24 protein-coding genes are annotated in these 24,458 nt (G+C 65.9%); 19 read left to right on the forward strand and 5 right to left on the reverse strand.

What is annotated here, in order from left to right; all coding sequences use genetic code 11:
- Position 1 precedes the first annotated feature (1 nt).
- Positions 2-706, forward strand: coding sequence for a 2'-5' RNA ligase family protein (locus tag PV772_RS18395; RefSeq protein WP_347887098.1), 705 nt, complete (start codon positions 2-4; stop codon positions 704-706).
- Positions 707-764: 58 nt separating this feature from the next.
- A complete protein-coding gene (locus tag PV772_RS18400; RefSeq protein ID WP_347887099.1) occupies positions 765-1,739 on the forward strand; it encodes a YihY/virulence factor BrkB family protein in 975 nt (324 codons plus the stop codon).
- A gap of 33 nt (positions 1,740-1,772) precedes the next feature.
- Here the strand turns inward: PV772_RS18400 and PV772_RS18405 are convergent, their stop codons facing one another.
- The 5 genes from PV772_RS18405 to sdhC all read right to left on the reverse strand — a co-directional run bounded on the left by PV772_RS18405 (position 1,773) and on the right by sdhC (position 6,216).
- Positions 1,773-2,546, reverse strand: coding sequence for an alpha/beta fold hydrolase (locus PV772_RS18405; protein WP_347887100.1), 774 nt, complete (start codon positions 2,544-2,546; stop codon positions 1,773-1,775).
- Between the two features lie 132 nt (positions 2,547-2,678).
- The gene (locus tag PV772_RS18410; protein ID WP_141161215.1) at positions 2,679-3,461 is read right to left on the reverse strand and encodes a succinate dehydrogenase iron-sulfur subunit; all 783 of its coding nucleotides are present in this window, start codon (positions 3,459-3,461) and stop codon (positions 2,679-2,681) included.
- A gap of 1 nt (position 3,462) precedes the next feature.
- The gene (sdhA, locus tag PV772_RS18415) at positions 3,463-5,262 is read right to left on the reverse strand and encodes a succinate dehydrogenase flavoprotein subunit (protein WP_141161214.1); all 1,800 of its coding nucleotides are present in this window, start codon (positions 5,260-5,262) and stop codon (positions 3,463-3,465) included.
- A 108-nt stretch (positions 5,263-5,370) separates the two neighbouring features.
- Positions 5,371-5,832: a succinate dehydrogenase hydrophobic membrane anchor subunit gene (locus tag PV772_RS18420; protein ID WP_141181015.1), complete on the reverse strand. Its 462-nt coding sequence runs from the start codon at positions 5,830-5,832 to the stop codon at positions 5,371-5,373.
- A gap of 3 nt (positions 5,833-5,835) precedes the next feature.
- On the reverse strand, positions 5,836-6,216 hold the full coding sequence (sdhC, locus tag PV772_RS18425; RefSeq protein ID WP_347887101.1) for a succinate dehydrogenase, cytochrome b556 subunit: 381 nt from the start codon (positions 6,214-6,216) through the stop codon (positions 5,836-5,838).
- Between the two features lie 274 nt (positions 6,217-6,490).
- Here sdhC and PV772_RS18430 point away from each other — a divergent pair, with 274 nt between their 5' ends.
- The 17 genes from PV772_RS18430 to PV772_RS18510 all read left to right on the forward strand — a co-directional run bounded on the left by PV772_RS18430 (position 6,491) and on the right by PV772_RS18510 (position 24,432).
- Positions 6,491-7,624 (forward strand): mannose-1-phosphate guanylyltransferase, encoded by a 1,134-nt coding sequence (locus PV772_RS18430; protein ID WP_347887102.1) that lies wholly within the window; start codon positions 6,491-6,493, stop codon positions 7,622-7,624.
- 96 nt (positions 7,625-7,720) lie between these two features.
- Positions 7,721-8,938: an amidohydrolase gene (locus PV772_RS18435; protein WP_347887103.1), complete on the forward strand. Its 1,218-nt coding sequence runs from the start codon at positions 7,721-7,723 to the stop codon at positions 8,936-8,938.
- Positions 8,939-9,062: 124 nt separating this feature from the next.
- Positions 9,063-9,497, forward strand: a complete 435-nt coding sequence (locus tag PV772_RS18440; protein WP_141161209.1) for a MarR family transcriptional regulator — start codon at positions 9,063-9,065, stop codon at positions 9,495-9,497.
- A 44-nt stretch (positions 9,498-9,541) separates the two neighbouring features.
- The gene (locus PV772_RS18445; RefSeq protein WP_347887104.1) at positions 9,542-9,973 is read left to right on the forward strand and encodes an organic hydroperoxide resistance protein; all 432 of its coding nucleotides are present in this window, start codon (positions 9,542-9,544) and stop codon (positions 9,971-9,973) included.
- Positions 9,970-10,986 (forward strand): NADP-dependent oxidoreductase, encoded by a 1,017-nt coding sequence (locus PV772_RS18450; protein ID WP_141161207.1) that lies wholly within the window; start codon positions 9,970-9,972, stop codon positions 10,984-10,986. Before PV772_RS18445 ends, PV772_RS18450 begins: the two co-directional genes overlap by 4 nt.
- Positions 10,987-11,250: 264 nt before the next feature.
- Positions 11,251-12,363: a BMP family ABC transporter substrate-binding protein gene (locus PV772_RS18455; protein ID WP_141161206.1), complete on the forward strand. Its 1,113-nt coding sequence runs from the start codon at positions 11,251-11,253 to the stop codon at positions 12,361-12,363.
- Between the two features lie 225 nt (positions 12,364-12,588).
- Positions 12,589-14,184, forward strand: coding sequence for an ABC transporter ATP-binding protein (locus PV772_RS18460; protein ID WP_141181018.1), 1,596 nt, complete (start codon positions 12,589-12,591; stop codon positions 14,182-14,184).
- Positions 14,177-15,574 (forward strand): ABC transporter permease, encoded by a 1,398-nt coding sequence (locus tag PV772_RS18465; RefSeq protein WP_347887105.1) that lies wholly within the window; start codon positions 14,177-14,179, stop codon positions 15,572-15,574. Before PV772_RS18460 ends, PV772_RS18465 begins: the two co-directional genes overlap by 8 nt.
- Positions 15,571-17,079, forward strand: a complete 1,509-nt coding sequence (locus tag PV772_RS18470) for an ABC transporter permease (protein ID WP_141161203.1) — start codon at positions 15,571-15,573, stop codon at positions 17,077-17,079. The genes PV772_RS18465 and PV772_RS18470 overlap by 4 nt, the downstream gene beginning before the upstream one ends.
- Before the next feature lie 5 nt (positions 17,080-17,084).
- Positions 17,085-17,528: a cytidine deaminase gene (locus PV772_RS18475; protein ID WP_307360577.1), complete on the forward strand. Its 444-nt coding sequence runs from the start codon at positions 17,085-17,087 to the stop codon at positions 17,526-17,528.
- Complete coding sequence (locus PV772_RS18480) at positions 17,525-18,847, forward strand: thymidine phosphorylase (protein ID WP_347887106.1); 1,323 nt, start codon at positions 17,525-17,527, stop codon at positions 18,845-18,847. The genes PV772_RS18475 and PV772_RS18480 overlap by 4 nt, the downstream gene beginning before the upstream one ends.
- Positions 18,848-18,853: 6 nt before the next feature.
- Entirely contained in the window at positions 18,854-19,483 is a 630-nt protein-coding gene (locus tag PV772_RS18485; protein WP_141161200.1) for a DedA family protein, read from the forward strand.
- Between the two features lie 134 nt (positions 19,484-19,617).
- A complete protein-coding gene (locus tag PV772_RS18490) occupies positions 19,618-20,343 on the forward strand; it encodes a DedA family protein (RefSeq protein WP_141161199.1) in 726 nt (241 codons plus the stop codon).
- 53 nt (positions 20,344-20,396) lie between these two features.
- Positions 20,397-21,533, forward strand: coding sequence for an adenosine deaminase (locus tag PV772_RS18495; protein ID WP_141161198.1), 1,137 nt, complete (start codon positions 20,397-20,399; stop codon positions 21,531-21,533).
- Between the two features lie 79 nt (positions 21,534-21,612).
- Positions 21,613-22,203: a MazG nucleotide pyrophosphohydrolase domain-containing protein gene (locus PV772_RS18500; protein ID WP_141161652.1), complete on the forward strand. Its 591-nt coding sequence runs from the start codon at positions 21,613-21,615 to the stop codon at positions 22,201-22,203.
- A 118-nt stretch (positions 22,204-22,321) separates the two neighbouring features.
- Positions 22,322-23,602, forward strand: coding sequence for a phosphopyruvate hydratase (gene eno / locus PV772_RS18505; protein ID WP_141161197.1), 1,281 nt, complete (start codon positions 22,322-22,324; stop codon positions 23,600-23,602).
- Positions 23,603-23,751: 149 nt separating this feature from the next.
- Positions 23,752-24,432 carry a septum formation initiator family protein gene (locus PV772_RS18510; protein WP_141161196.1) on the forward strand — a complete coding sequence of 227 codons (681 nt, stop codon included), beginning with the start codon at positions 23,752-23,754 and terminating at the stop codon, positions 24,430-24,432.
- Positions 24,433-24,458: the final 26 nt, after the last annotated feature.

Below are 24,458 nucleotides of genomic sequence, written 5' to 3' on the forward strand. Positions count from 1 at the left end.
CATGTCTTCGGGAAACGTCACCGCCAGGGGAGGTGCCTGCTCTGCCGGCCAGGTGGAGCGGACCCTGGCCGACCGCTTCGAAGACGAGTCCGGCCACGCTGCGGCTGCTGACCATGAGCCGGCCCGCAGCGATGAGATCAGTGTGGGTGTCATCCTGGGCTTTCCCGACGAGATTGCCGGGGAACTGCAGCGCTGGCGGGCGTCCTTCGGCGATCCCCTGGCCGAAGTGGTGCCCGCGCACATCACGCTGGTGACCACCACCCCCACCCAGGACTGGGAGGCCACCCGCCGGCATGTCCGCGAGGTGGCCCGCTGCCAGAGCCCCTTCATGGTCACCATCGCCGGGACCGGAACCTTCAGGCCCGTTTCGCCCGTGGTCTTCATCCGGGTGGAGGACGGGTTCGAGCACTGCGTGGACTTGCACCGCAAGCTGCAGCAGGGACCCCTCCACCGTGAACTGCCCTTCCCTTATCACCCACACGTCACCATCGCCCACGATGTCGCCCCCGAAAGCCTGGATGAGGCCGAAACGGTGCTCAAGAACTATAAAGCCACCTTCCCGGTGGTTAGCATGGGACTCTATGAGCATGATGCCGAGGGCATCTGGCAGCTACGGGAAGAGCTGGATTTTGGGACCGAAACTGACAACCACGACGGCACCCGATTCACGGACGCTGCCGCGGACACCACAACCGAAGGCGCCTGACCAGCAGCCGCTGCCCACTGAGCATGCCCAGCTTAAGCTGGCCGCCATCCAGAAAAGGATGGCCTGGGGCAAAGCCAGGAGATCCGGCGTCGGGCTGTTACCACGCCTGATGGCCATGATCCTGTGGCTGCAGGCCAAGCTCAACACCCTGCGCCCGATGCGCGCGTTCCAGCATTACAACCTCCAGCACGGCCCCTTGCTGAGCGCCGGCATTGGCTTCCGGATGTTCTTCTCCATCACCGGGCTCCTGACCACCGGCTTCTCGGTTGCGGGACTTGTCCTGAGGGGCCAGCCGGCCCTGCTTGACACCATCATCAGCAGCGTGGCAACAAGCGCCCCCGGACTTTTGAAGGTCAACGGCGGGGAGGGACTGGTGGATCCCAAGGACCTGCTCGATCCCAACGGACTTGGCTGGACTGCGCTGATCAGTGCCGTGGTCACGGTCGTCACGTCCCTGGGATGGATTAACGGGCTCCGGGACGGCCTCCGCGGCGTGCTGCAGCTGCCGCCGCTGATGGTCAACCCCATCCTGATGAAGCTGCGCGATTCCGGCACCCTGCTGCTGCTGGGCATCGCCCTGGTCATCAGTGCCGGCGCCTCCCTGGTCTTCGGCACCGCTGCCGGATGGGTCTCGGACTTCCTGCACCTCAGCGATGCCCTCGCCGGCCCCCTCACCACGTCCGTGAAGATCGTCGTGCCGCTGGTCCTGAACTGGGTCACGGCACTGGTCATGTTCCGGCTGGCCGCGGGGCTGAAGCTGTCCCGCCAGGCGCTGCTGGAAGGGACCATCCTGGCCGCCGTCGGCACCACCGTCCTGCAGATCTTCAGCACCGAGCTGCTTGGCGGCGCCAGCCGCAATCCCATCCTGGCGCCGTTCGCCATCATCATCGGCCTGCTCATCTGGTTCAATCTGGTCAGCCAGGTCTACCTTGTGTCCGCGGGGTGGTCCGCCGTCCGCGAGGCCGACCTGGAGTCCGGCTCAGCCCCGCGGAAGGCAATCCTCGGGGCCCGGCGGGCAACGCCCCAGACCTGACCCGCAGCCATTCTGAGGCGGGAGGCGCTTGGGTCAGGCGGAGGCCGCATCAAGGTACTGGTCGGCCCAGGCTGCGATGATCCTCGCAGCACGGGCAGCCTGGCCCTTCCCGGTCAGGAGGTGGTCGCTTCCCTCCAGGGAGACGAAATTCCTGGGGTGCCGGGCGGTCTGGAAGATGGTGCTCGCATTCTCGATCCCCACGGTGTTGTCGGTGGGGGAGTGCAGGACCATCAGCGGCTTATGCAGTTGCCGGATGCAGTCCGTCAGGTTAGCGTTCTCCAGGTCCTCCACGAAGTGCCGGCGGATCTCCACCCGCTTGCCGCCCAGGTCCACCTCAGCGCTGCCCTCATTCAGGATCCTGTCCAGGGCGGCATCGAACACGTGGGCCACGTGCTTGGGCGAGAACGGAGCCCCCACCGTGGCCACGGCATCGAGTTCGGGAATGTCCCTGGCAGCGGCAAGGACGGCCGCGCCGCCGAATGAATGGCCCACCAGCAGCGAGATTTCCTTGCCCTCACCGCGCATGAACTCCGCAGCCTTCACCGTGTCAGCCACCTTGTGGCTGAACGATCCCGCGGACCATTCCCCGGCGGACCCGCCGAGGCCCAGGTTGTCGAAGCGCAGCATGCCGATTCCGCTGTCCGCCAGCGCCTTGCACATCCTGGAGGCGGAGGGGCTGTCCTTGCCCAGCGTAAAGCCGTGCGAAAACACCCCCCAGCCCTTGACGGGCCCTTCGGGAAGGTCAATGATGCCGGACAGCATTTCGCCGGTGGAGCCGGCGAAGGACACTTTTTCGGTGCGGGACATGGGGGCCCTTTCTGCGGGCGGACAGCTTGCTGATAGAGCATCCGGGGTGAATGAGTGTTGAAAACGAACGACGGCGCCCTCCACCACGTGTGGTGAGGGACGCCGTCGGCCGTCTTCGTGGAGTTGAAGGTGCTAGATCTTGCGGGCCAGGATGGCCTGTTTGACCTCCGCGATGGCCTGCGTGACCTGGATGCCGCGGGGGCATGCCTCGGAGCAGTTGAAGGTGGTGCGGCAGCGCCACACGCCTTCCTTGTCATTGAGGATTTCCAGGCGCATGTCGCCGGCGTCATCACGGGAGTCGAAGATGAAGCGGTGTGCGTTCACGATTGCGGCGGGGCCGAAGTACTGCCCGTCGGTCCAGAACACGGGGCAGGATGACGTGCACGCGGCGCAAAGGATGCACTTGGTGGTGTCATCAAAGCGCTCACGGTCCTCTGCGGATTGCAGGCGCTCCCGGGTGGGCTCGTGGCCCTTGTTGATGAGGAAGGGCATGACTTCGCGGTACGACTGGAAGAAGGGCTCCATGTCCACGATCAGGTCCTTCTCCACCGGGAGGCCCTTGATGGGTTCCACCGTGATGGGCTTGGACGTGTCCAGGTCCTTCAGCAGGGTCTTGCAGGCCAGGCGGTTGCGGCCGTTGATGCGCATGGCATCCGAGCCGCACACGCCGTGTGCGCAGGAGCGGCGGAAGGACAGGGTGCCGTCCGTTTCCCACTTCACCTTGTGCAGGGCGTCAAGGACACGGTCCGTGCCGTACATGGTCAGGTGGAAGTCGTCCCAGGTTGCTTCCTCCGAAACCTCCGGGTTGTAGCGGCGGACGCGCAGGTGGACGTCGAACGAGGGGATTTCCCCGGCCCCGCCAACGCCGGCAGGAAGTTCAACCTTTGAGGCTGGCTCAGCGATTTCAGCGGTCATCTTAGTACTTCCTCACCATCGGCTCGTAGCGGGTAAAGACAACCGGCTTGGTGGCCAGCCGGATACCGGCGATTGATTCCGCCGATCCGTCAGCCGGCGCATGGTCATCCTTGTACGCCATGGAGTGCTTCATGAATTTCTCGTCGTCACGCTCGGGGAAGTCCTCGCGGAAGTGTCCGCCGCGGGATTCCTCGCGGTGCAGGGCGGCCACGGTCATCACCTTGGCCAGTTCCAGCAGGAAGCCGAGTTCAACGGCCTCGAGCAGGTCCAGGTTGAAGCGCTTGCCCTTGTCCTGGACGTTGATGCGCTTGTAGCGCTCCTCGAAGGATGCGATGTCGCGCAGCACCTGGTTCAGGGTGTCCGCCGTCCGGAACACCTGCATGTTGGCATCCATGGTGTCCTGCAGTTCCTTGCGGATCTGGGCCACCTTTTCGTCGCCGGTGCCGTTGCGGGCAATGTCCAGCAGTTCGGTGGTGTAGCCCAACGGGTTCTCCGGCAGTTCCACGAACTCGGCGGTCTTGGCGTACTCCGCGGCGGCGATGCCCGCACGCTTGCCGAAGACGTTGATGTCCAGCAGCGAGTTGGTGCCCAGGCGGTTGGAGCCGTGGACGGACACGCAGGCCACTTCACCGGCGGCGTAGAGGCCCGGGACCACGGTGTCGTTGTCCTGCAGGACCTCGGCGCTGATGTTGGTGGGAATGCCACCCATGGCGTAGTGCGCGGTGGGGAACACCGGTACGGGCTCCGTGTACGGTTCCACACCCAGGTAGGTGCGGGCGAACTCGGTGATGTCCGGGAGCTTGGCGTCGATGTGGGCCGGCTCCAGGTGGGTCAGGTCCAGCAGGACGTAGTCCTTGTTCGGGCCGCAGCCGCGGCCTTCGCGGACCTCGTTGGCCATGGAGCGGGCCACGATGTCGCGCGGCGCCAGGTCCTTGATGGTGGGGGCGTAACGCTCCATGAAGCGTTCACCCTCGGAGTTGCGGAGGATTGCGCCTTCACCGCGGGCGGCCTCGGAGAGCAGGATGCCCAGTCCGGCAAGGCCTGTCGGGTGGAACTGGAAGAACTCCATGTCTTCCAGGGGGATGCCGCGGCGGAACGCGATGCCCATGCCGTCGCCGGTCAGGGTGTGGGCGTTGGACGTGGTCTTGAAGACCTTGCCGGCGCCACCGGAGGCGAACACCACGGACTTGGCCTGGAAAACGTGCAGTTCACCGGAGGCGAGGTCGTAGGAGACGACGCCGGCTACGCGCTTTTGCTTGTAAGGGGTGCCGTCTTCGCGGACAGCGTCCTCTTCAACCGTCAGCAGGTCCAGCACGTAGTACTCGTTGTAGAACTCGACGTTGTGCTTGACGCAGTTCTGGTACAGGGTCTGCAGGATCATGTGGCCGGTGCGGTCGGCGGCGTAGCATGCGCGGCGGACCGGAGCCTTGCCGTGGTCGCGGGTGTGGCCGCCGAACCGGCGCTGGTCGATGCGGCCTTCGGGCGTGCGGTTGAAGGGCAGGCCCATCTTTTCCAGGTCCAGCACGGCGTCGATGGCTTCCTTCGCCATGACCTCGGCAGCGTCCTGGTCAACCAGGTAGTCGCCGCCCTTGACGGTGTCGAACGTGTGCCATTCCCAGTTGTCTTCCTCGACATTGGCAAGGGCTGCACACATGCCACCCTGCGCCGCACCCGTGTGCGAGCGGGTGGGGTAGAGCTTGGTCAGTACTGCTGTGCGCGCGCGCTGACCGGATTCGATCGCGGCGCGCATGCCAGCGCCACCGGCACCGACGATGACGACGTCGTACTTATGGACCTGCATACCAGACGCTCTTTCTCTCAAAATTCGCTATAAAACAACGGGGCGGCTTTGCCTGCTCCGCAAAACAGGGCCCGCGGATAAGCCCGCGGGCCCGGGGATGTGCCAGTGCTAGGCAGGGCAGAAACCACCCGGAAGGGCGACGCCGTTCACCACGGGGCACGGGTTGAAGGTGAAGATCACCAGGGTGCCCAGGAGGATGATGACCACTGCGGCCGCGTAAAGAACGGTCTTCAGCCAGCGCCGGGTGGATGTCTTCTCGGCGTAGTCGTTGATGATGGTCCGGACGCCGTTGCTGCCGTGCAGCATGGCCAGCCAGAGCATGGCCAGGTCCCAGAACTGCCAGAACGGATCCGCCCACTTGCCGGCCACGAAGCCGAAGTCGATGGCGTGGATGCCCTCGCCGACCATGAGGTTCACGAACAGGTGGCCGAAGATCAGCACCACCAGCACCACGCCGGAAAGGCGCATGAACAGCCAGGCGATCATCTCGAAGTTGCCCTTGGAACCACCGCTGCGGCGGTACTGGGGAGCGACCCGGCCGCTGCGGGGGCTCTCGATCGTTGCAGTCATGGCTTAGTGACCTCCGAGGGCGAGGGACAGGTAGCGGATGGAGAAGGCAAGCATGGTCACAACCCAAAGGGCCAGGACTGCCCACAGCATCTGCCGCTGGTACTTGGCGCCCTTCTTCCAGAAGTCGACCGCGATGATCCGCAGGCCGTTGAAGGCGTGGAAGACGATGGCGGCAACAAGGCCGGTCTCACCCAGCGCCATCAGCGGATTCTTGTAGGCGCCGATCACGGCGGTGTAGGCCTCCGGTGACACACGCACCAAGGAGGTGTCCAGGACGTGGACCAACAAGAAGAAAAAGATCACTACACCGGTAATACGGTGTCCTACCCAGGACCACATGCCTTCACGGCCGCGGTACAAGGTGCCAGCTGGTTTTGTCGGCACTGATAAACCTCCCTGCAACACAGCGGCGCTGGCATGAGATCCATGCGGGGGGAACGCCTGCTGCGAGAGCACTCGTAGCTCAGGCCTAAATCTAGGCTTCGCTAACAGCTTATTCAATTTAGTCGTTTGTTGGTGCCCAGTACTGGAGCGGATTTTGCAGGGAAATGAGACGAACGCCACATCATTGCAGGCGCCAGGGCACGTGGGCAGCCCAAAAGCAGCGCCCATCCGCCGCCACAGGAGCGGCTGGCGGCCTTCGGCTAAAGTAGCCGTGATGAGTACAGACAAAGTGACAAGCCCGGCTTCACCCATTGACCGCTTCATTGCGGTGATTCCGGCAGGCGGAGTGGGGACCCGCCTCTGGCCTCTGTCACGAGCAGCAGCTCCCAAGTTCCTTCACGATCTCACGGGATCGGGCAGCACCTTGCTGCGCGCCACCTACGACCGGTTGCACCCCCTCGCGGGCGACCGGATGCTGGTGGTGACAGGGCAGGCCCACCGCGCAGCAGTGTGCCGCCAGCTCCCTGAGGTCCGCGACTCGGACCTGGTCCTGGAATCGGAACCCAAGGACTCGGGTGCGGCGATCGGCCTCGCGGCCGCAATCCTGCACGAACGCGATCCCGACACCATCATGGGGTCCTTCGCCGCCGACCAGGTGATCAGCCCGGATGACCTGTTCCAGCAGGCAGTCCGGGAAGCGATCCACACCGCTGCTGCCGGCAAGATCGTGACCATCGGCATCAAGCCCACCCACCCGTCCACAGGCTTTGGCTACATCCGTTCCGGCAAGGCCCTGCACATCGACGGCGCGCCCAGCGCCCACGACGTTGTGGAGTTCGTGGAAAAGCCGGACGAGATTGTGGCGCAGCAGTACGTGGACAGCGGAGACTATGTCTGGAATGCCGGCATGTTCGTGGCGCCCGTGTCGCTGATGCTCAAGCACCTCGAAGCCAACCAGCCCGAACTCTTCCAGGGCCTCCAGGAAATCGCCCGGGCCTGGGATACACCCCAGCGCGACGAGGTAACGGCCCGGATTTGGCCCACCCTGCCCAAGATCGCCATCGACTACGCCGTGGCCGAGCCCGCCGCCGAAGCCGGGGACGTCGCCGTCGTGCCCGGTACTTTCCGCTGGGACGACGTTGGCGACTTCGCCTCGGTTGGGCGCCTCAACAGCGCCAAGGAAGTGGATGACGTCACTGTCCTTGGCGAAGGTGCCCGCGTGTTCACCGAGAACTCCAGCGGCGTTGTTGTCACCGACACCAAGCGCGTCATCGCGCTGATCGGCATCCAGGATGTTGTCATCGTGGACACGCCGGACGCCCTCCTGGTGACCACCATGGCCAATTCCCAGCGCGTGAAGGCTGCCGTGGATGCGCTCAAGGCGAGCGGGGACACGGACGTTCTCTGACCGGAATCCTGCGGGCGCCATGGTGCCGGCAGGACCGGAATGTAATGCGCCGTCAGGGATGGGCGCTAAACCCGCCACCCTCGCTAGAGTGAAACAGTGCGCAATTACACTACTGAAGCCGAGCCCACCGCCCTGGTGGCCCCCTGGCTCGAACCGCTCCTGCCGGACCTGATCGAATTCCGCCGGGACCTGCATGCGCACCCGGAACTGTCCTTCAAGGAGTTCCGCACCACCGACAAGCTCGCCGAACGGCTCGAAGCCGCAGGGCTGAGCCCCCGCCGCCTGGAGGGCACCGGCCTGACGGTGGACGTGGGCGAGGGACCCATCGCCACAGCACTTCGCGGCGACATCGATGCCCTGCCCATCATCGAGGAGACGGGCCTGCCCTTCGCTTCGAAGAACCATGGTGTCACGCACGCCTGCGGCCACGACGTGCACACCACCACCATGCTGGGCATTGCCCTGGTTTTGCAGCGCATGCACCAGGAATCGCCCCTTGGCGCCACCGTCCGGATCATCTTCCAGCCCGCCGAGGAAACCATGCCCGGCGGCGCGCACGCGTGCATTGAGCAGGGCGTGCTGGACGGCGTCCCCCGGATCCTCGCGCTGCACTGCGACCCCCGCATCGAAGTGGGAAAGGTTGGTACCCGGATCGGGGCCATCACGTCCGCGTCGGACACCATCCGGATCGAGCTGTCCGGGCGCGGCGGCCACACGTCCCGGCCGCACCTCACCGAGGACCTGGTGTTCGCGCTGGCGCAGATCGCCGTCAACGTTCCGGCCGTCCTGTCCCGCCGGGTGGACGTCCGCAGCGGGGTATCCGTGGTGTGGGGCCAGATCACCGCCGGATCGGCGCCCAACGCCATTCCCGGCTCGGGCTACATGGCCGGAACCATGCGCTGCCTGGACCGGGACGCCTGGCATGCCGCCGGTGAACTGCTGGACGAAGTGGTGCACCAGGTGGCCGCGCCCTACGGCGTGGACGTCCACCTGGAACACACCAGGGGAGTGCCGCCCGTGGTCAACTCCGAACACGAGACAGCCATCATCGAAGCGGCCGCCCGCGCTGAAATCGGCGAGAGCGCCGTGGTCCTGACACCCCAGTCCATGGGCGGCGAGGACTTTGCCTGGTTCCTCGCCGAACTTCCCGGTGCCATGATGCGCCTTGGCACCAAAACGCCCGGCGGCGAGGATTACGACCTCCACCGCGGCGACTACATCCTGGACGAGCGCTCTTTGGGCCTCGGCATCAGGGTGCTCACCGCGGCAGCCCTGCGCACCATCCGCGACCTGGAGCCGACACCGCTTTCCTAGCGCGAAAGACGGGCCGGCGCGGCGGTGCCGGACCGCCGCCGGTAAGTACGACGACGATGCTTGCCTTAAGTGCCGCCACCATTGATAAGTTGTGCACAACTTAGTTGTGCGCTATTGTAGTTCCATGACCGAAGCACCCCGCCTGGACCGGCAAGTATGTTTTGCGCTCTATTCGGCATCCCGGGCCGCCACCGCCGTTTACCGGCCGGTGCTGGACGAGCTGGGCCTCACCTATCCGCAGTATCTGGTCATGCTGGTGCTGTGGGAGAGCGAGCCGCGGGGCGTCAAGGAACTTGGTGGGGAGCTCGGCCTTGATTCGGGCACGCTGTCGCCCCTCCTCAAGCGCCTGGAGTCACTCGGGTTCGTGGAACGCCGGCGGTCCGGCGAGGACGAACGCCGGGTCGCGATCCACCTCACGCCGGCCGGGCGGAGCCTCAGCGAACCTGCCCGGGCCATCCCGCAGCGGTTGGCAGACGCTGCCGGGCTCTCCCTGGACGAACTGGAACAGCTCCGCTCCACCCTGGGCAAGCTCACCTCCGCGCTGCATGAATCCCTCTGACCGCTGAACCAGGCACCATTCCATCTACAGGACGGACTATTTTCGTGAAGACCCTTTATACCGCCGAGGCGCTGGCTTCAGGCGAAGGCCGTGACGGCACCGCACGCAGCAATGACGGCAAACTGGCCGTGGACCTTGCCAGCCCCGCCGAACTCGGCGGCAGCGGACAGGGCACCAACCCCGAACAGCTCTTTGCCGCCGGCTATGCCGCCTGCTTCCATTCCGCACTGCGGCTGGTTGGCCGCAAGGCGGGCGCAGACCTCACCGACTCGGCCGTAGCGGCGAAAATCCACCTTGGGCAACTGGACGGCGGCGCCGGCTTTGGGCTGGCAGCCGAGCTGGAAATCGCCCTCCCCGCCCTGGACTTGGCCACCGCGGCAGACCTGGTGGCCAAGGCGCACCAGGTCTGCCCCTATTCGAATGCCACCCGCGGCAACATCAATGTCGACCTCAAGATTCTGGAGTACGCAGCATGAGCACAGCCCTCGCAACCACTACCCGGGAAATCCGGCTCGCGTCCCGCCCCGTGGGGCGCCCTTCCGGTGACAACTTCGAACTCGCAGAGTCGCCGCTGCCCGCGCTCGAAGACGGCCAGATCCTGGTGCGCAACCTCTTCATGTCCGTGGACCCCTACATGCGGGGCCGCATGAACGACGTCAAGTCATACTCCGCGCCCTTCGCCGTGGGCAAAGCGCTCGACGGCGGCGCAGTAGGTGAGGTGATCGCATCCCGTTCGTCGGCACACCGGGAGGGCGACGTCGTCGTCCATGCCCTGGGCTGGCGGGAGTACGCGGTGGTGGATGGCAGCGCAGCAACCCCGGCCCGCACCGACCTGGCCCCGGCTTCCGCCTTCCTTGGTGCCCTGGGCATGACCGGGCTGACCGCCTATTCCGGCCTCTTGAAGGTCGCCGACTTCAAGCCGGGGGACGCGGTGTTCGTCTCCGGTGCCGCCGGCGCGGTGGGTTCCCTGGTGGGCCAGATCGCCAAGGCGATGGGCGCTTCACGGGTCATCGGCTCGGCCGGTTCGCCTGCCAAGGTGGCGCGCCTCCTGGAGCTCGGCTTCGACGCCGCGTTCGACTATCACGAAGGTCCGGTCGTGGAGCAGCTGGCGAAGGCGGCGGGCCCGGCCGGCATCGACGTCTACTTCGACAACGTTGGCGGGGAACACCTGGAGGCCGCCCTGTCAGTCCTCAACGTTGGCGGCCGGGTGGCGATGTGCGGCGCAATCGCGCAGTACAACTCCACCGAACCGACTCCGGCGCCCCATAACCTGATGCAGGCCATCGGCAAGCAACTGACGCTCCGCGGCTTCCTGGTAGGCGGTCAGCGGCAGCACGCGGCGGAGTTCGCGGAAAAGATGGCAGGCTGGCTCGCGGACGGGACCGTGCGGTACGACGAGACAATCGTGGACGGCCTGGAGAACGCGCCGCAGGCCTTTATGGACCTCCTGGACGGGGCAAACACCGGCAAGATGCTGGTCCGGTTGTAGCCTGGCGATCATAACCACAGAACAAACAGCAGTAGGGGCGCCTCCTTTGGGGGCGCCCCTACTGCTTGGTAACAACTTGTAAACAATCTCCGGGGCCAGCTCCCGCCGTGCTATTGGGACGTGGCGCAGGCCACTAAAGTAAGTGCCATCAGTGCGCTCCGGCGCAGTGCTGCGTGCATTCAGTGAAAACAGAATTTCAGCGCCGAAACGGACACTCATTGAATTCCAGCCCGTAGTGCCACTCGCATCACCCCTGGAGGAAAATTGAAGAAATCACTGCGTGCCGGCTTCAAGCGCGGTTCAATGGCCGGTGTGGCCACCCTCGGTGCGTCCGCCTTGCTGCTGACCGGCTGCGGGGCCGCCCCGTCCGCGTCCGGCCCCTCGGGTTCAGCCACCGCCTCGGACTACACCGCCTGCATGGTGTCCGACTCCGGCGGATTCGACGACAAGTCGTTCAACCAGTCCGGCTACGAGGGACTGCAGGGCGCCGTCAAGGACCTCGGCATCCAGGAGAAGCACGTCCAGTCCAAGGCTGACACCGACTACGACCCCAACCTCCGCTCCATGGTCCAGCAGGGCTGCAAGCTGACTGTGACCGTCGGCTTCCTGCTCGGCGACGCCACCAAGTCCATCGCAACGGCCAACCCGAACAGCCACTTCGCGATCATCGACTACAACGACCCCGCATTCCCCAAGAACGTCAAGCCGATCGTCTACGACACGGCCCAGGCCGCGTTCCTGGCCGGTTACCTGGCAGCGGGCACCTCCAAGACCGGTAAGGTCGCAACCTTCGGCGGCATCAACATCCCCACCGTCACCATCTTCATGGACGGTTTTGCCGACGGCGTGAAGTACTACAACGAGAAGAAGGGCAAGAGCGTCCAGCTCATCGGCTGGGACAAGGACAAGCAGGACGGCACGTTCGTCGGCGACTTCAAGCAGGTGGACAAGGGCAAGGTCCTGACCCAGGGCTTCCTTGACCAGGGCGCAGACATCGTCCTTCCCGTGGCCGGACCCGTCGGCGGCGGCGCGGGCAGCGCGATCCTCGACGCCAAGTCCAAGGGCAAGGACGCCAAGCTCATCTGGGTTGACTCCGACGGTTACCTGACGGCCCCGGACTACAAGTCAGTGATCCTTTCCTCCGTCCAGAAGACCATGTCCACCGCTGTGGAGACTGTCATCAAGGACGACAAAGACGGCAAGTTCGACGCCTCGCCGTACATTGGAACCCTTGCGAACGGCGGCGTGGCCCTGGCTCCGTTCCATGATCTCGATTCCGCCGTACCGGCAGACCTGAAGAGCGAACTGGACAAGCTCAAGAATGACATCATCTCCGGAACCGTTAAGGTCGAGTCGAAGTCCAGCCCCACCAAGTAAGGACTGAACTGCGGGGCGCGCTGCCCTTCCGCCGCTACCCGGCCGGAGGGCAGCGCGTTCTGTTTTGCTGGCAACGCACGGCCGCCAGCGCCATGCCGGCGGTCTTTTTTGCCGCCTGCGCGCCCTGCCCAGGAACCACCCGTGACACTAGGCTGGGACTACCCGCTGCCCTGCCGCCGACAGCGCGCCGGAGCAGATCCATACACACACAGATTGGTTGGGGTTTTGAAACTCGAACTGAAGGGGATCACGAAGCGATTCGGGTCCCTGGTAGCCAATGACCACATCGATTTGGTCGTCGAACCGGGGCAGGTGCACTGCCTCCTGGGCGAGAACGGCGCAGGGAAATCCACCCTGATGAACGTGCTTTACGGCCTGTACGATCCGACCGAAGGCGAAATCCTGGTCGATGGCAAGCCCGTCGTCTTCAAAGACCCCGGCGAGGCCATGGCGGCCGGCATTGGAATGGTCCATCAGCACTTCATGCTCATCCCGGTCTTCAGCGTGGCCGAGAACGTGGCGCTGGGCAATGAGACCACTAAAGCTGCCGGCCTCCTCAATCTGGAAGCCACGCGCGAGAAGATCCGCCGCATCTCGGACCAGTACGGGTTCGACGTCGACCCCGACGCCATGGTGGAGGACCTGCCCGTCGGGGTCCAGCAGCGGGTCGAGATCATCAAGGCACTGGTTCGCGACGCCGAGGTGCTCATCCTCGACGAACCAACCGCCGTGTTGACGCCGCAGGAGACCGATGAACTCCTGGACATCATCCGGCAGCTGAAGCGCGACGGTAAGTCGATTGTCTTCATCTCCCACAAACTGCGTGAAGTCAAAGCCATCTCGGACACCATCACGGTCATCCGCCGCGGCAAGGTAGTGGGTCAGGCGGATCCCACCGCTTCCCCCACCGAACTGGCGTCCGCCATGGTGGGCCGCACCGTGAGCCTGACACTCGACAAGGCACCGGCGAAGACCGGCGAGGTGACCTTCAAGGTCCGCAACCTGACCGTGACGGACCACAACGGCCAGCACGTGGTCGATGACCTGTCATTCGACATCGCCAAGGGCGAAGTGCTCGCCATCGCGGGTGTGCAGGGCAACGGCCAAACGGAGCTGACCGAGGCGATCCTTGGCGTGCAGCCGCACGTGGCCGGGTCCATCACGCTCGACGGCGAGGAGCTGCTGGGCAAGAGTGTCAAGCATGTCCTGGGTGCGGGCGTGGGCTTCGTCCCCGAGGACCGCACCCTTGACGGCCTGGTGGGAACATTCACCATCTCCGAGAACATGGTCCTGGACCTCTACGACAAGGCACCCTTCGCCCGTGGCGTGAGCATGAAACCGGGCGTTATCGCGGAGAACGCCGCCAGGAAGGTCGAGGAATTCGACGTCCGCACACCTTCCGTATCCGCCGCGGTGGGCACCCTCTCCGGCGGCAACCAGCAGAAGGTTGTCCTGGCCCGTGAGCTTTCCCGGCCACTCCGCTTGTTTATCGCCTCCCAGCCCACGCGTGGGCTGGACGTCGGCTCGATCGAATTCGTCCATAAGCGGGTCATCGCCGAACGCGACCACGGAACGCCGGTCATGATCGTGTCCACGGAACTTGACGAAGTGCTTCAGCTGGCAGACCGGATCGCGGTGCTCTACCGCGGCCGGCTGGTGGGGATCGTACCCGCCACGACGTCCCGCGACGTCCTGGGCCTGATGATGGCCGGTGTCCCGGCCGCAGAAGCCGAAGTCAACGCTTCCGCCCATGCTTCCGGCGCAACGGCCGGAGCGACGGTATCGGAGCCTGCCGGCCACGAAGGAGAAACCCATGTCTGAGAAGACAACCCCGGAACCGCAGGCCATAGGCCACAACGGGGCCCCGGAGCCCGCCCCGACCCAGGTGCCCGGTGGCACCACCTCCGAGGCCATCGCTTCCGACGTCGTGCTGGACACCGCCGGCGGCCAGATGCCGCCGTCCGCCGTTCCGGCGGCCACCCAGCTGCGCGGCCGGGACCATGTCCCGGACGGCGGCGGATCCGTCCTGCACCAGGTCTTCACCGGCAACGCCATGGTCTCCTTCCTCTCCGTGCTGCTGGCCATCGTGCTCGGCGGCATCCTGATGGCGGTGACCAATCCGAAGGTCGCCGTCACGGCCGGCTACTTCTTTGCCCAGCCCGGAGACCTCCTGACCGAGGTCATCCGCCCCTACACCGCCCTGGTGCAGGGGTCCATCTTCAACTGGGCCGGCGCCGACCTGGCCGCCCAGCTGTACCCGATCACCGAGACCCTCACGGTCGCAACTCCGCTGATCTGTGCCGGGCTCGGCGTCGCGCTGGCGTTCCGTGCCGGCCTGTTCAACATCGGCGCCCAGGGGCAGATCATCTTCGGCGCGCTCTTCGGCGCCTACGTCGGCTTCGCCTGGCACCTGCCCATCGGCCTGCACCTGCTGGTCGTGATCCTCGCCGGCCTGGTTGGCGGGGCGGTATGGGGCGGCGTCGTGGGCCTGCTGAAGGCGCGGACCGGCGCACACGAGGTGATCGTGACCATCATGCTCAACTACATCGCCAACTTCCTGCTGCTGTTCCTGCTCACTACCCCGGCTTTCCAGCGCAAGGGTTCCACCAACCCGATCTCCCCGTTCCTTGACTCCACGGCATTGTTCCCCGAGCTGCTCGGACCGCAGTTCCGCCTGCACGCCGGCTTCCTGGTCGCGATAGCGGCCACCGCCTTCGTCTGGTGGCTGCTGAACCGTTCCACGATCGGTTTTGAGTTCCGCGCCGTTGGGGCAAACCCGAGCGCGGCCCGCACCGCCGGCATCAACGTTGCCCGCAGCACCATCCTGGTGATGGCGATCGCGGGTGCGCTGGCCGGCCTGGCCGGCGTCGCGCAGGTGTCCGGCACGGAAAAGTACCTTTCCGGCGGTGTCGCCGCCTCCATCGGTTTTGACGCCATCACCGTCGCACTGCTGGGACGCTCCACGCCGTGGGGAACCTTCTTCGCGGGCCTGCTGTTCGGCGCCTTCCGCGCCGGCGGTGTGGCAATGCAGGCACAGACCCAAACCCCCATCGACATTGTGCTCGTCATCCAGTCCCTCATCGTGCTGTTCATCGCAGCACCGCCGCTGGTCCGTGCGATATTTGGACTCAACCCCCGTAAGAAGAAGACCACCACAAGTGGGACCGCAGGTTCGCGTACCGGCGGCGTCAAGAGCGGAGCGGCAGCATGAGCGCCACCACACAATCCCCCGCCAGCAAACAGCCGGGCGCCGGAAAGGCACCCCGGGCCAACAGCGCCGGAGGCCGGGCCGGGACAACGGAACTGGTGAGCTGGAAGGCCGGCGTTGGACTGGGCCTGCTCGCCATCCTGGGCACCGTGCTGTTCGGCTTCCTGGCCAACACAAAAGCAGCCGGTTTCCGGATCGCCGAAGCCCGGGACCCGAACGCCTCCTCCACCGCAGCATGGATCACCCTGGCCGTGGCGTTGGCGGCCGCCGCCTACCTCGGCTACCGCTGGATCAACCAGCGCCGCGGGGGCGGGGGAGTGGACCGCTGGATTCCCGCCACCACCATCGCTGCCGTCGTCGTCCTGGGCCTCGCCGCCCTCGGCGTTGCCCACGTGGAGAAGATCACCGTGCCCTCGATGGTCTTCGGCTGGATCTGCGCGGTCCTGCTGCTCGCCATGGCAGCGTACGCCATCCTGCTGACCGTGCAGCGGCGCCGCACCCCCGGCTGGCTGGGCGGACTCTTCGCCGTCGTCTTCCTGGCCGGGTTCATGATCTGGATCGTCGCCGGCGGCCGTGACTCCGAACCGTCCATTTCCCTGGGCGGGTTGATGGCAGGTGCGGTGACGCTGGCCGTACCGCTGGTGTTCGGCTCGCTGTCCGGCGTGCTGTGCGAACGGGCCGGTGTGGTCAACATCGCCATCGAAGGCCAGCTCCTGCTCGGCGCATTCTCCGCCGCCGTCGTCGCCACCGTAACCGGCAACGTCTACGTGGGACTCATCTCGGCGGCGGTGGCCGGTGCACTCGTGTCCCTGGTCCTGGCCGTGGTGAGCATCAAGTACCTCGTCAACCAGATCATCGTCGGCGTGGTCCTCAATGTCCTGATCAGCGGCCTCACCAGCTTCCTGTTCTCCACCCTGCTCACGGCGGACCCGGAACACCTGAACAAGCCCGGCCGGCTCCAGGCGGTGGATATCCCGTTCCTCGCCGACATCCCGATCATCGGACCCATCCTGTTCCGCCAGTCCCTGGTGGGCTACCTCATGTACGTGGCCGTGATCGTGGTCTACATCGGCCTGTTCCACACCAAATGGGGCCTGCGGGTGCGCGCCGTCGGCGAACACCCCCAGGCGGCGGACACCGTGGGCATCAACGTCAACCGCACCCGCTTCATCAACGTCCTGATGGGCGGCGCGATCGCCGGAATCGGCGGTTCCTTCTTCACCCTGGTGTCAGTGGACGCTTTCAGCAAGGACATGTCCGGCGGCCGCGGCTACATCGCCCTTGCCGCCATGATCTTCGGGCGCTGGAATCCCATCGGGGCCTTCCTCGCCGCCCTGCTCTTCGGATTCGCCGACAACCTGCAGAGCATCATCACCATCATTGGCTCGCCCGTGCCCAGCCAGTTCATGGCGATGCTTCCTTACGCCCTGACCGTCATCGCCGTGGCAGGCCTCGTGGGGCGGTCCCGTCCGCCCGCGGCCGACGGCATCCCGTACGTCAAGGGGTGACCAAGGTGACAGAAACCGGAGTCCCCGGCAACCAAGGCAGGCCCGGCCGCGGTACCGGCGTCGATTGGGCGGCCCTCGAGGCTGCCGCCGTGGCCGCCATGAAAAATGCCTATGCGCCGTATTCCAACTTCGCGGTGGGGGCAGCCGCCCTCACCACGGACGGCCGGATCGTCAGCGGCTGCAACGTCGAAAACGCCAGCTACGGCCTCACCCTCTGCGCCGAATGTGCCCTGGTAGGCAACCTTCACATGACCGGCGGCGGCCAATTGCGCGCCTTCTACTGCGTCGACGCCGCCGGCACGGTCCTGATGCCGTGCGGCCGCTGCCGGCAGCTGCTCTACGAATTCCGCGCCCCGGAGATGGAAGTCATGACTACCCAAGGCATCAGGACGATGGACCAGGTGCTGCCCGACGCATTTGGCCCCCAACATCTGGAGGAGACCCGGTGACCCAAACCACCAGCAACGCCGAAGCATTCGACGCCGTCGACATCATCCGCACCAAGCGGGACAAGGGGAAGCTCAGCCCGGAACAGATCGACTGGACCATCGATGCGTACACCCGCGGCGCCATCGCGGACGAGCAAATGGCAGCCCTGAACATGGCCATCCTGCTCAATGGGATGGACCGCGCCGAAATCGCCCGCTGGACGGCTGCCATGATCGCCTCCGGTGAGCGGATGGACTTCTCCAGCCTCCGGCGTCCCGACGGCGGCCTGAAGTACACCACGGACAAGCACTCCACCGGTGGCGTGGGGGACAAGATCACGCTCCCGCTGGCCCCGCTGGTGGCGGTGTTCGGCGTCGCCGTCCCGCAGCTTTCCGGCCGGGGGCTGGGGCACACGGGCGGCACCCTGGACAAACTGGAGTCCATCCCGGGCTGGCGCGCGGACCTCAGCAACGAGGACATGCTCGCCCAACTGCAGGAAGTCGGTGCAGTCATCTGCGCCGCCGGTGCAGGCTTGGCCCCGGCAGACAAGAAGCTCTACGCGCTGCGGGACGTCACCGGAACGGTAGAGGCCATCCCGCTGATCGCCTCCTCGATCATGAGTAAAAAGATCGCGGAGGGCACCGGATCGCTGGTGCTGGACGTCAAGGTAGGCAGCGGCGCCTTTATGAAGGACGAGGCCCGTGCCCGCGAACTCGCCGAAACCATGGTGGCGCTCGGCAAGGATGCAGGGGTCAACACCGTTGCGTTGCTGACCAACATGAACACGCCCCTGGGCCTGACTGCCGGCAACGCGATCGAGGTTGAGGAGTCCTTGGAGGTCCTGGCCGGCGGCGGCCCGGAGGACGTTGTTGAACTCACCGTCCGGCTCGCCGAGGAGATGCTCGCCTGTGCAGGGGTGCACGACGCCGACCCCGCAGCGGCACTCAAGGACGGCCGGGCCATGGACGTGTGGAACCGGATGATCACCGCCCAGGGCGGTGACCCCCGCGCCGCCCTGCCGGCGGCCAGGGAATCGGACGTCGTCTACGCTCCCGCCGACGGGGTGCTGGTGGAACTGGACGCGCTCGCCGTCGGCGTGGCCGCCTGGCGGCTTGGTGCGGGGCGCGCCCGCAAGGTGGACACCGTCCAGGCCGGGGCGGGTGTGCGCATGCACGCCAAGCCCGGGGCCACCGTGCGGGCCGGGGAACCCCTGATGACTCTGCTTACGGACACCCCGGAACGGTTTGCCCGCGCCCGGGAAGCCCTGGAACACGCCGTGGTCATCGCTCCGGAAGGGTCGCGGCCCGCCCAGCAGCTCATCATCGACCGCATAGCGTAGGGACCCATGCAGGCCATCAATGACTTCATCCTCGCCGCGGCGGGCCAGCCGTGGGTGCTGGTCCTGGTGCTGGCCTGCTGCATCATTGACGGATTCTTTCCGCCCGTTCCCAGCGAATCCGTGGTGGTGGGCCTCGCCGCCGTAGCCGCCACCGCGGATGTTCCCCATCCGCTGCTGCTGATACTGGTCGCCGCGGCGGGAGCCTTCCTCGGCGACAACATCGCCTACCTCCTGGGCCGCCGGGTGGGCACCCGCCGCTGGGCGTGGATGCGCGGGCCCCGCATGCAAAGCGCGTTCCGCTGGGCCGGCCAGGAGCTGCGCAAGCGGCCGGCGTCGCTGATCCTGGTGGCCCGGTTCATACCCATCGGCAGGGTGGCGGTCAACCTGACCGCCGGCGTCACCCACTACCCGCACCTGCGGTTCGTGGGCCTCACCGTCCTTTCGGCCAGCCTGTGGGCCGGCTATTCGGTGGCGATCGGGCTTTTCTTTGGGCAGTGGTTTGAGGACAACCACGTCCTGGGGGCGGCAATTGCCATTGTCTGCGCTGTAGCGCTGGGCATCCTGGTGGACCTGCTGATCAACAAATTCCGCGGCAAACCCAACGTGGTGGAGCGCATCCGGGAACCCGGGACATAACCTGCGCGTTTAGGGAGGTAATTCCGGGCATTGGGGCGTAGCGGACAGGGCCCGGCGCGTGGGACACTTAGGAACGATTTCCGCTTTGGCTGCGGCACTTTGGCTGTGTCATTTTTATACAGGAGCAACACCGCGTGGAGTTTATTAATGAGGCCGTGCTCCATGCAGCGGGCCAGTGGTGGATCTACCCGGCACTGCTGGTGTTCTTCTTCGTGGACGGCTTCGCCATGGTGGTCCCCAGCGAGACCCTCATCGTTGCCCTTGCGGCCTTCTCGCGGCACAGCGGCGAACCCAACCTCTGGATCCTCGGCCTCACTGCGCTGGTCGGGGCCATCTGCGGCGACAACATGGCCTATCTGCTGGGCCGCAAGATCGGCCTGGACCGATGGGGGTGGATGCGCCGGCCCAAAGTCCGGAAAGTCTTTGCCTGGGCCCGCTACGAACTCGAAAAGCGCGGCGCTGTGCTCATCTTTACCGCCCGCTACATCCCCTGGGGCCGCGTGGCCGTCAACTACGTGGCCGGAAGCACCGGATTCTCGCACCGCAGGTTCTTCGTCTTCGACGCCTTTGCCTGCGTGACCTGGGTGGGCTACTCCCTTGGCATCGGTTTGCTGGCCAGCTCGTTCCCGTGGCTGCACCACAATCCGCTGCTGAGCGCCGGCATCGCCGTCGTGTTCGCCATTGTCCTGGGCGTCGCCATCGACCACCTGCTCCGCTGGTGGCACAAGCGGCTGGGCCGCCACGACGAACCGGAAACGGACGAACCGACCGACGAATCCTCCGCTTCAGCAAAGGACGGCAGGCCCGGCACGCAGGCCCTCGTGGTGCCCTCGGCAAAGGCCGGGCCCGCCGCCAAGTAACGGCCGGCTTCGAACGGCTGGCTTTGGACTGCGGCCCACCCTAAGGTGGGAACGTGACTGAGCCTATTGTTGACGCCGCCCCTGCCATCGATTTCGACCTGAAGAGCCTGCCCAAGGTCTCCCTCCACGACCACCTGGACGGCGGACTCCGGCCGGCCACCATCATCGAACTGGCGCAGGCCGTTGGCCACACGCTCCCCTCAACGGACCCCGTCGCCCTGGGGCAGTGGTTCCGCGAATCTGCCGACTCCGGATCCCTAGTCCGCTACCTGGAGACGTTCGACCACACGGTGGCCGTCATGCAGACGTACGACGGCCTGTTCCGGGTGGCCAAGGAATTCGTCGAAGACCTCGCGGACGACGGCGTGGTGTACGGCGAAGTTCGCTGGGCGCCGGAACAGCACCTCCAGAAGGGGCTCAGCCTCGATGAGGCCGTGGAGGCGGTCCAGGACGGACTGGAGGCCGGCGTCGAGGCCGTCTCCGCGACCGGACGCGAGATCCAGGTGGGACAGCTGATCACCGCCATGCGCCACGCCGACCGCGGCCAGGAGATCGCCGAACTCGCAGTGCGCCACCGCAACCAGGGCGCCGTGGGCTTCGACATCGCCGGCGCCGAGGACGGGTTCCTGCCCAGCCGGTTCAGGGACGCCTTCACCTACCTCGCCCAGCACAATTTCCCCGCCACCGTGCACGCAGGCGAAGCAGCCGGGCTGGAGAGCATCCAGTCGGCGCTGGTGGACGGCCGCGCCCTCCGCCTGGGCCACGGTGTCCGCATCGCCGAGGACATCATGGTGGAATTCGACGACGACGAGGAAGCCGGCGACACCGTTGGCCTGGTCACCTTGGGCGACCTCTCCAGTTGGGTCCGCGACCGTGGCATCGCACTGGAAATCTGCCCCTCCTCCAACCTGCAGACCGGCGCAATTGCGGAGTTTGGTGAAGGTATTGAAAGCCACCCGCTGGACATGCTCTACCAGTTGGGCTTCAACGTCACCATCAACACCGACAACCGCCTGATGAGCGGCGTCACCCTGACCGACGAGTTCAACCTGCTCGTGGAAACCTTCGACTACGACCTTGACGACCTGTTGGAGCTGACCCTTAACGCCGCCGAGGCATCCTTCCTGCCCTTGGAGGAAAAGGAAGCGCTGGTGGAGTACATCAACGACGCCTACGCCAACCTTGGCTGATCCGGATTTCCGGCCCGGCAGTCCTGCAACCGAAGAACTGCTGGGCCAAATTGCCCAACTGCGCGAACACTGCCCCTGGATGGGCGCCCTGACGCACGCTTCGCTGGTGGAGTACCTCCTCGAGGAGGCCTACGAAGTGGCCGAGACCATCGAGGAAGGCCACCCCGACGCCGAACTGCAGGGCGAGCTGGGCGACGTGCTGCTCCAAGTGGTATTGCACGCCCGCCTTGCGGAGGAGCGCGGAGCCTTCACGTTCGACGACGTGGCGCGCGGCCTGGGAGCCAAGATGGTCCGCCGGAATCCCCACGTCTTCCGGGCCGACGGATCCCTGCAGGATACCTTCCCGGCAACCGTGGCGGAGATCGAGCAGAAGTGGGATGCCGTCAAGCGGGCAGAAAAGCCGGAACGGCAGGACCCCTTCGAAGGCATCCCGCAGGCACTCCCGGCGCTGGCCAGGGCGCAGAAGTCACTGGACCGTGCAGCACGCGCCGGGCTGGAGCTCCCCGAGGGGGCTCCCGTGCCTGGAAGCGAGGAGGAGCTCGGAGACCTGCTGCTCGCCGTCGTCCGTTCTGCCCGGGACAGCGGGATGGACGCTGAGCGCGCCCTGCGGGACGCTGTCCGCCGCTACCGGCGTGGCCAGTGGGGCGAAAGTGACCCCGCGCCATCATGACGTCCCGGCCTTGACCGGTTTGAGTAACCCGGAGCACTCTCGACTAGGCTGGACCCTGACGAGTACGTCGAGTTTTCTGCCTGATTCCCCCCGTTAATCGCCCATAAGGAGCAAATTCATGGCGCTTATCGATGCCATCCACGCCCGCGAGATCCTCGATTCCCGCGGCAACCCCACCGTCGAAGTTGAAGTCCTGCTGTCCGACGGCCAGATCGGCCGCGCCGCGGTTCCATCCGGCGCCTCCACCGGTGAGCACGAGGCCGTCGAACTGCGCGACGGCGACAAGGGCCGCTACCTCGGCAAGGGCGTGCAGAAGGCCGTCGACGCCGTCATCGACCAGATCGCCCCGGCACTGACCGGCTTCGACGCCACTGACCAGCGCAGCATCGACCAGGCCATGCTGGACCTGGACGGCACCCCCAACAAGGGCAAGCTCGGCGCCAACGCCATCCTCGGCGTCTCCCTGGCCGTCGCCAACGCAGCCGCAGCCTCGGCCGACCTGCCCCTGTACAAGTACCTGGGCGGCCCCAACGCCCACGTCCTGCCCGTGCCACTGATGAACATCCTCAACGGTGGCTCCCACGCCGACTCCGACGTCGACATCCAGGAATTCATGATCGCCCCCATCGGTGCCGAGACCTTCTCCGAGGGCCTGCGCTGGGGCGTCGAGGTCTACCACAACCTCAAGTCGGTGCTGCAGCAGAAGGGCCTGTCCACCGGCCTGGGTGACGAGGGCGGCTTTGCGCCCAACCTGCCGTCCAACCGCGCAGCCCTGGACCTCATCACCGAAGCCATCAAGAACGCCGGCTACACCCCGGGCAAGGACATCGCCCTGGCCCTGGACGTTGCCTCCTCCGAGTTCTACAAGGACGGCGCCTACCAGTTCGAAGGCAAGTCCCTGTCCGCCAGCGACATGAGCGCCTACTACGGCGAACTTGTTGCCGACTACCCGCTGGTGTCCATCGAGGACCCGCTGGACGAGAACGACTGGGAAGGCTGGAAGACCCTCACCGACGCCATCGGCGACAAGGTCCAGCTGGTGGGCGACGACCTCTTCGTCACCAACCCGTCCATCCTGCAGCGCGGCATCGACACCAAAACCGCCAACTCCCTGCTGGTCAAGGTCAACCAGATCGGTTCCCTGACCGAGACCCTGGACGCCGTCAGCCTCGCCCAGCGCGCCGGGTACACCACCATCACCTCGCACCGCTCCGGCGAAACCGAGGACACCACCATCGCCGACATTGCTGTGGCCACCAACGCAGGCCAGATCAAGACCGGCGCACCTGCCCGCTCCGAGCGCGTCGCCAAGTACAACCAGCTGCTGCGCATCGAAGAGGAACTGGACGACGCCGCGCGCTACGCCGGCCGCAGCGCGTTCCCGCGTTTCAAGGGCTAGTAACCGGCTAATCCCTTCAGCGGTGGCTATGGTTGAAAGACCATAGCCACCGCTGTTGTTTACAGCAGCATTTGTTCCAGCAGTGTTTGCCTGCCGGGACTGTCCAGCACAAATAGTGGCGGCCCGGCAGGCTGCGTTTCAGGAGTGTCATGGCTACCCGCCGCCCCAAAGTTCCCAAGGTCGCCCCCACCCGTCCAGCCAAGGAAACGGCCGACGACGGATCCTCCGCCGGCGCCGAGGTCATCCGGGCGGATTTCCGGCCGGCCAAGGGCAGTGCCGCCGCGGCCCCTGCACCATCGACGGACCGGCACGGGCGGACAACCGCCGGGCAGCGCGCTGGGACGGCAGGGGAGGCCAGATCTCCGAAGCCCTCCGCCGCGCGCAAGGGCAGCAGTCCCGTTGACGGCAAGGATCCCGGCCGCGCCGACGAGGAACAGCATCCCGTCCCCGCCAAGGCGTTTTCCGGCCGCATGCTGGCTCTGGCTGTCGTGATGGTGGCCATTACCATCATGCTGGCGCCCACGGTCAAGATTTTCTTCGACAAGAAGGCCGAAATCGACGCCCTGAATGCCGACATCGCTGCACGCCAGGCCGAGGGCGATGCCCTCCGGCAGCAGGTTTCACGCTGGCAGGACCCCAACTACGTCAAGCAGCAGGCCCGTGACCGCATTAACATGGTTATGCCGGGCGAAACCGGCTACTGGGTTTTTGGCAGCGATGAGCCGGCCGGAGAAAGCAGTAGCCCCGCCGGCGCAGCAGCACAAGACCCCGCCGATCTGCCGTGGGTGGATTCCCTGTGGGAGTCCATCAGGCGCGCGGCCACAGACTGAACCGCACAGGAAGGACGGCCCGCGAC

Source organism: Pseudarthrobacter sp. CC12, assembly GCF_039907755.1.
Classification (GTDB): Bacteria; Actinomycetota; Actinomycetes; order Actinomycetales; family Micrococcaceae; genus Arthrobacter; species Arthrobacter niigatensis.

Bases quoted from the DNA above. Each gene is read 5' to 3' on its own strand.
- PV772_RS18395 (WP_347887098.1), top strand. From the start codon at position 2: ATGTCTTCGGGAAACGTCACCGCCAGGGGAGGTGCCTGCTCTGCCGGC.
- PV772_RS18400 (WP_347887099.1), top strand. From the start codon at position 765: ATGGCCTGGGGCAAAGCCAGGAGATCCGGCGTCGGGCTGTTACCACGC.
- PV772_RS18405 (WP_347887100.1), bottom strand. From the start codon at position 2,546: ATGTCCCGCACCGAAAAAGTGTCCTTCGCCGGCTCCACCGGCGAAATG.
- PV772_RS18410 (WP_141161215.1), bottom strand. From the start codon at position 3,461: ATGACCGCTGAAATCGCTGAGCCAGCCTCAAAGGTTGAACTTCCTGCC.
- sdhA (WP_141161214.1), bottom strand. From the start codon at position 5,262: ATGCAGGTCCATAAGTACGACGTCGTCATCGTCGGTGCCGGTGGCGCT.
- PV772_RS18420 (WP_141181015.1), bottom strand. From the start codon at position 5,832: ATGACTGCAACGATCGAGAGCCCCCGCAGCGGCCGGGTCGCTCCCCAG.
- PV772_RS18430 (WP_347887102.1), top strand. From the start codon at position 6,491: ATGAGTACAGACAAAGTGACAAGCCCGGCTTCACCCATTGACCGCTTC.
- PV772_RS18440 (WP_141161209.1), top strand. From the start codon at position 9,063: ATGACCGAAGCACCCCGCCTGGACCGGCAAGTATGTTTTGCGCTCTAT.
- PV772_RS18450 (WP_141161207.1), top strand. From the start codon at position 9,970: ATGAGCACAGCCCTCGCAACCACTACCCGGGAAATCCGGCTCGCGTCC.
- PV772_RS18465 (WP_347887105.1), top strand. From the start codon at position 14,177: ATGTCTGAGAAGACAACCCCGGAACCGCAGGCCATAGGCCACAACGGG.
- PV772_RS18470 (WP_141161203.1), top strand. From the start codon at position 15,571: ATGAGCGCCACCACACAATCCCCCGCCAGCAAACAGCCGGGCGCCGGA.
- PV772_RS18485 (WP_141161200.1), top strand. From the start codon at position 18,854: ATGCAGGCCATCAATGACTTCATCCTCGCCGCGGCGGGCCAGCCGTGG.
- PV772_RS18500 (WP_141161652.1), top strand. From the start codon at position 21,613: ATGGGCGCCCTGACGCACGCTTCGCTGGTGGAGTACCTCCTCGAGGAG.
- eno (WP_141161197.1), top strand. From the start codon at position 22,322: ATGGCGCTTATCGATGCCATCCACGCCCGCGAGATCCTCGATTCCCGC.
- PV772_RS18510 (WP_141161196.1), top strand. From the start codon at position 23,752: ATGGCTACCCGCCGCCCCAAAGTTCCCAAGGTCGCCCCCACCCGTCCA.